General features: G+C 72.0%; 5 protein-coding genes, 1 tRNA gene and 1 pseudogene. 3 read left to right on the top strand and 4 right to left on the bottom strand.

Translation table 11 applies throughout. The annotated features are described in order from the left end of the window. Positions 1–14: 14 nt before the first annotated feature. The gene (locus EAO71_RS19035; RefSeq protein WP_147978807.1) at positions 15–542 is read right to left on the bottom strand and encodes a peptidylprolyl isomerase; all 528 of its coding nucleotides are present in this window, start codon (positions 540–542) and stop codon (positions 15–17) included. Positions 543–690: 148 nt separating this feature from the next. Here EAO71_RS19035 and EAO71_RS19030 point away from each other — a divergent pair, with 148 nt between their 5' ends. Continuing rightward, positions 691–1422 (top strand): DUF5324 family protein, encoded by a 732-nt coding sequence (locus tag EAO71_RS19030; RefSeq protein ID WP_147979386.1) that lies wholly within the window; start codon positions 691–693, stop codon positions 1420–1422. A gap of 468 nt (positions 1423–1890) precedes the next feature. On the opposite strand, the gene EAO71_RS19025 is transcribed toward EAO71_RS19030, so the two are convergent. The 3 genes from EAO71_RS19025 to EAO71_RS19015 all read right to left on the bottom strand — a co-directional run bounded on the left by EAO71_RS19025 (position 1891) and on the right by EAO71_RS19015 (position 3382). Then, positions 1891–2265 carry a DUF6344 domain-containing protein gene (locus tag EAO71_RS19025; RefSeq protein WP_147978806.1) on the bottom strand — a complete coding sequence of 125 codons (375 nt, stop codon included), beginning with the start codon at positions 2263–2265 and terminating at the stop codon, positions 1891–1893. Between the two features lie 151 nt (positions 2266–2416). Continuing rightward, positions 2417–3115 carry an MFS transporter gene (locus tag EAO71_RS19020; RefSeq protein WP_147978805.1) on the bottom strand — a complete coding sequence of 233 codons (699 nt, stop codon included), beginning with the start codon at positions 3113–3115 and terminating at the stop codon, positions 2417–2419. 194 nt (positions 3116–3309) lie between these two features. Next, positions 3310–3382 (bottom strand) — tRNA-Ala (locus tag EAO71_RS19015). A gap of 129 nt (positions 3383–3511) precedes the next feature. On the opposite strand from EAO71_RS19015, the gene EAO71_RS19010 reads away from it, so the two are divergent. Both EAO71_RS19010 and EAO71_RS40070 read left to right on the top strand, forming a co-directional pair. Continuing rightward, the gene (locus EAO71_RS19010) at positions 3512–4060 is read left to right on the top strand and encodes a helix-turn-helix domain-containing protein (RefSeq protein WP_147978804.1); all 549 of its coding nucleotides are present in this window, start codon (positions 3512–3514) and stop codon (positions 4058–4060) included. Positions 4061–4127: 67 nt separating this feature from the next. Beyond that, positions 4128–4877, top strand: a pseudogene (locus EAO71_RS40070) (serine/threonine-protein kinase); the annotation flags it as partial. Between the last annotated feature and the right edge of the window lie 514 nt (positions 4878–5391).

The raw sequence follows: 5391 nt of genomic DNA, 5'->3' as shown, positions 1-5391 counted from the left end.
GCAGGTGCGTGAGGTCAGCGGCTCTCGATGACCACGGTCTCGATGACCACGTCCCGGACCGGCCGCTCCGTGCGCGGCGTGGTCTCGGTGGTGGCGATCGCGTCGACGACCTTCTTGCTCTGCGCCCCGACCACCTCGCCGAAGATGGTGTGCTTGCGGTTCAGCCACATCGTGGCGCTCACCGTGATGAAGAACTGCGACCCGTTGGTGCCCGGCCCCGCGTTGGCCATGGCCAGCAGGTAGGGACGGTCGAAGTACAGCTCGGGGTGGAACTCGTCGGCGAACTCGTAGCCGGGGCCGCCGGTGCCGTTGCCGAGCGGATCGCCGCCCTGGATCATGAAGTCCTTGATGACCCGGTGGAAGACCGTGCCGTCGTAGAGGGGGTCCGTGGAGACCTTGCCGGTGGTGGGGTCGGTCCACTCGCGCTCGCCCTTGGCGAGTTCGACGAAGTTCTTGACCGTCTTCGGCGCGTGGAACGGCATCAGCCGGATCTCGATGTCGCCGTGGCTGGTCTTCAGAGTGGCGTAGAGCTGCTCGGCCACGATCCGCCTTCCCTCAGGTGTGCTGGCGGATCCGATCCTCGCATGCCCCGGATGCCCGCCCCGCATGCCGGACCGCGAAAGGGCAGGCATGATTTCGAAAAGGGTGGACAGGCGAAAAACAGACACCGCCATCGAGGAGGAGGTTCTCGTGACCCGGATGGACAGCGTGCGCGCCGCGACCGATTCGGCCAGGGAAAGCGTGCTGCACGCGGCGGATGTGGTGGCGCCCTACGCCGTCACGGCCAGGGAGCACGCCGTGCAGTACGCAGGCACGGCAAAAGACCACGCCGCGCTCTATGCGCACGAGGCACGCGTCCGACTCGCGCCGAAGGTCTCGAAGGCCGCTCAACAGGCCCGCGCCCAGGCACGTGTGCAGTACGACGCCTACGTCGCACCGCATGTACCGCCGCAGGTCGAGGACGCGGCGCAACGCGCAGCGCTCGAGACCCGCAAGGCCGCCCGTCAGGCAGCCGACTACACCGTTCCGCGCGTGGAGAACGCGGTCGCCGCGACCGGTCCCGTTCTCGACGAGGCAGGGTCACGCTCCCTCGCCGCCTGGGCCGCGCTCCGCGGTCAGGTGACGCCGAAGGAGATTCAGAAGATCGTGAGGAAGCACGAGCGTCGGGCCACCGCCGGACGCGTCGCCAAGCGGCTCGTCGTCGTCGGCCTGCTGGCCGGCTGCGCGTTCGCCGCATGGAAGTGGTGGGACAAGCAGGCCAACCCCGACTGGCTGGTCGAGCCGCCCGCTCCCACCGAGGTGGACGAGAAGACGACCCTGTCGTCCGTCGACGGCAGTGGGTCTCTCGAAGCCGAGGTGGAGGCCAAGCAGGCCGAGGCCGATGCCTCCGGGGAGGAGCCGAAGGGCGACGAGCGCCGCTGACCGCGGGATCTCACTGCGTGGGCCGCCTGGAATGCGTGAGCCGTACGGCGTGCGCGTTCCGGGTGGTTCGCGTGTCGGGGAATCTCTGCGTGTGCGGGACGGGCCGGCCGACTCCGGCGGGCTGAGGGGTTCGGGCGGGCTGAATGGGCCGCGGTTCCGGGACGGGCTGTGGGTTCCGGCTGGACCACGCCTGCCGCGGGTTCGGTCGGTTCGGTCGGTTCGACGGGACGTGCACGGGCCCGCGTGACCCGCACGGACCGTCCGGCTGCCTGGACCGCGCGGCCTGTCCGAGCCGCACCGTCCGCCTGGGCCGCAACGGCTGCCCGGGCTGCCTGTACTTCGGGGACTGCGGGGACTGCGGGGATCGGGACGGCGACTTCCTGCGTCCCGGTGGACGGCCGGTCGATCGGGCCGGACGGGCGGACGCCGGTGACGACGTGCGCGAGGCCGACGGAAGCGGCGACGGCGTCACGCCGCGGAGGCAAGGGCCACGCCCGACAGCTCGGACTGCTCGGCGGCGTCGGTGTCGGTCGAGGAGTCGGCGCGCAGGTGGCGTACGGAGGGCGAGGATCCGTGCGCCTCGGCGCCGATGCGCTGCTTGATCGTCGGCGGCAGGGAGCGGTCGCGGACCGGGTTCCACTGGTGCGCTCGCTGTTCCGGCACGGCGGCCAGTGCGCGCGTCTCGGCGGTGTGGACGGTGGTGCCGGTGGCCGGCTCCTCCGGCTGCTGGACGGCGGGTGCCTGCGCGGCGGTGGCGGTGCTCGCCAGGCCGACCGAGGCGAGCAGGGCGAAGAGTACGGAGATGAAGGCGGTCCAGAACTGCTTGACCTTGGCGGTGGCCATGGCCCCTCGCTTTCTCTTGCGGGACGTTCTCGGATGGTTCATTTCGGGTTGCGCGCTTTACATACCTTTCTCATGATGTGTACGCGGCCCCGGAATGCCCGGAGCGACGCCGCTGCCGCGCAGTTCTTCCGATGAACACCACCCGTCCGGCTCAGCGACTGCCGGCGAGCTCGCCGCCGGACGCCGACGCGGGCGGCGCGGTCGCGCGCTCGGCAGGCCGCCCGGCCGGCGGACGGGAGCGCTCCGCCCGGCGCACGGCGGGCGCCGTCGCCGCCGCGGCCAGCAGGAAGATCCCGCCGAACACGAACCATCCCGGGACGCCCCAGGTCACCAGGAACGTGGTCACCAGCAGGGGGCCGAGCGTGCGGGCGAGCGGGACCCCGGTGCCGTAGAAGCCCTGGTACTGGCCGATCCGGTCGGCCGGGGCGAGCGCGAGGCCGATCTGCCGGGCCCCGGCGGAGTGCCGCATCTCGGCGGCGACCTGGAGGGCGGCGCCGAGGACGAGGACGGCGACCGTCGTCCACGTGCCGGGGCCGGCCGCGGTCAGGGCGAAGACCGCGCACGAGGCGAGCATGACGACACCCGAGCCGCGCACCGCCCGGACGGCCTCCGGCAGGCCGGTCGTGCGCGGTCCGTGCCGGTCGGCGAGGTGTCCGAGCGGTACGCCGACGAGCGAGCCGACGGCCCGGGCCAGGGTGAGGCCGATGCCGATCCGGGCGGTGGAGAGGCCGACGATCCGGGTGAAGGAGAGCGCCGAGGAGACGTGGAAGGCGCCGTCGCCGATCGCGTTGCTCAGCTGGGCGAGGAGGAGGGCGCGGGGAGCCCCGGAGGCAGGAAGGGGGTTCGCCATGGACACGACGCCAGGGGCGGGTGGCCCGGCGGTCGCGAGGGCCCCATTGGGGGGCCCGGAAAGCGGGCCACTTGCCGCATCCGGGGCGGCCCCGGACCCCGTAGGGCTTRGGGACGGTACCGGACGAGGGGCCCATCTCCACCCAAAAGGCCCTCCGATCTGCGAGAACGCAGGTCGGAGGGCCTCTTTTCCGGTGGAGCCTAGGGGAGTCGAACCCCTGACATCTGCCATGCAAAGACAGCGCTCTACCAACTGAGCTAAGGCCCCGGAACGAGAACAGAGTACCGGGTCACCCCCCGTATCCCGCAAAAACATTGGGACTCCCGGTGGGCGACCACGCTCCGTAAGATGCTGATCGAGGTTCGCAGTGGCGAACCGCAGGGATGGGGAGAAGTAATGGATGCAGCGCAGCAGGAAGCCACGGCAAGAGCCCGGGAGCTTCAGCGCAGTTGGTACGGAGAGCCGCTGGGGGCGCTCTTCCGTCGGCTGATCGACGATCTCGGGCTGAACCAGGCCAGGCTGGCGGCCGTGCTCGGACTGTCCGCACCCATGCTCTCCCAGCTGATGAGCGGCCAGCGGGCCAAGATCGGCAACCCGGCCGTCGTGCAGCGCGTCCAGGCCCTGCAGGAGCTCGCGAGTCAGGTCGCCGACGGCAGCGTGAGCGCCGCCGAGGCCACCGACCGGATGGACGAGATCAAGAAGTCCCAGGGAGGGTCCGTCCTGACCGGTACGAGCCAGACGACGACCAGCTCGGGCGCGCCGACCGTGCGCCGGGTGGTGCGCGAGATCCAGTCGCTGCTGCGGTCGGTGTCCGCCGCGGGCGACATCATCGATGCGGCGGACTCCCTCGCCCCGGCCCACCCGGAGCTGGCAGAGTTCCTCCGGGTGTACGGCGCCGGGCGCACCGCCGACGCGGTCGCCCACTACGAGTCGCACCAGAACTGACGCAGAGCCGCCGGCAGGGCCCACTCGGCCTCGCCGGCACGGCACGACGGGGAGCGGGCGCAGCGCGATGGGTGAGGTTTTCGCTGGTCGGTACGAACTGATCGACCCGATCGGACGAGGTGGTGTCGGCGCCGTCTGGCGTGCCTGGGACCAGCGACGCCGGCGGTACGTGGCGGCGAAGGTCCTCCAGCAGAGCGACGCCCACACCCTGCTGCGCTTCGTGCGCGAGCAGGCGCTCAGGATCGACCACCCGCACGTCCTCGCCCCGGCCAGCTGGGCCGCGGACGACGACAAGGTGCTGTTCACCATGGATCTGGTGGCCGGCGGTTCCCTGGCGCACGTCATCGGGGACTACGGCCCGCTGCCGCCCCGCTTCGTCTGCACCCTGCTGGACCAGCTGCTGGCGGGTCTGGCGGCGGTGCACGCCGAGGGGGTCGTGCACCGTGACATCAAGCCGGCGAACATCCTGCTCGACGTCACCGGGACCGGACGGCCGCATCTGCGGCTGTCCGATTTCGGGATCTCGATGCGCAAGGGCGAGCCCCGCCTGACCGAGACCAACTACGTGGTGGGGACGCCCGGTTACTTCGCGCCCGAGCAGATGCTGGGCGCCGAGCCGGACTTCCCGGCCGACCTGTTCGCGGTCGGCCTGGTCGCGCTCTACCTGCTCCAGGGACAGAAGCCCGACTCGCGGGCCCTGATCGAGTACTTCATGGCGCACGGCACCCCGGGCGCCCCGGAGGGCATCCCGGAGCCGCTGTGGCAGGTGCTCGCCGGTCTGCTGCAGCCCGACCCGCATGCTCGCTTCCGGACGGCCTGGCGGGGCGGCGGCGGCAGATGGAAGCTGCCCGTCTCCGAGGGGCCGGGCAGCGGCTGCGGGGACGGCTCCTCGGCCTGTGGCGGAGCGGACGGCGTCCGCGGCTCGGCGGGGGTGTCCTGCTCCGTCCGCCCTGCCGCGCGGGCGGCCGGCGCCTCGGGGCCGTTCGGCCCGAAGCCGGGCGGCAGCGGGCCGATCTGGTCGAAGACCTCGACGGGCTCGTCGTCGGCGCCCGGATCGGCCAGCAGCTCGACGGCGGAGCCGAGCGCCTTGCGCGCGCCGGTGGCCGTCCGGAAGCGAGCATGCGGGTCGGGCTGCAGCAGACCGGCGAGCACCTGCCACAGCGGCTCCGGGATGCCCTCCGGGGCGCCCGGGGTGCCGTGCGCCATGAAGTACTCGATCAGGGCCCGCGAGTCGGGCTTCTGTCCCTGGAGCAGGTAGAGCGCGACCAGGCCGACCGCGAACAGGTCGGCCGGGAAGTCCGGCTCGGCGCCCAGCATCTGCTCGGGCGCGA

The organism is Streptomyces sp. MS191 (assembly GCF_008042125.1).
Classification (GTDB): domain Bacteria; phylum Actinomycetota; class Actinomycetes; order Streptomycetales; family Streptomycetaceae; genus Streptomyces.
The sequence above is the reverse complement of the archived record's forward strand: the minus strand, read 5'-3'. Positions and strand labels throughout refer to the sequence as shown.

Bases quoted from the DNA above. Each gene is read 5' to 3' on its own strand.
- EAO71_RS19025 (WP_147978806.1), bottom strand. From the start codon at position 2,265: ATGGCCACCGCCAAGGTCAAGCAGTTCTGGACCGCCTTCATCTCCGTA.
- EAO71_RS19020 (WP_147978805.1), bottom strand. From the start codon at position 3,115: ATGGCGAACCCCCTTCCTGCCTCCGGGGCTCCCCGCGCCCTCCTCCTC.
- EAO71_RS19010 (WP_147978804.1), top strand. From the start codon at position 3,512: ATGGATGCAGCGCAGCAGGAAGCCACGGCAAGAGCCCGGGAGCTTCAG.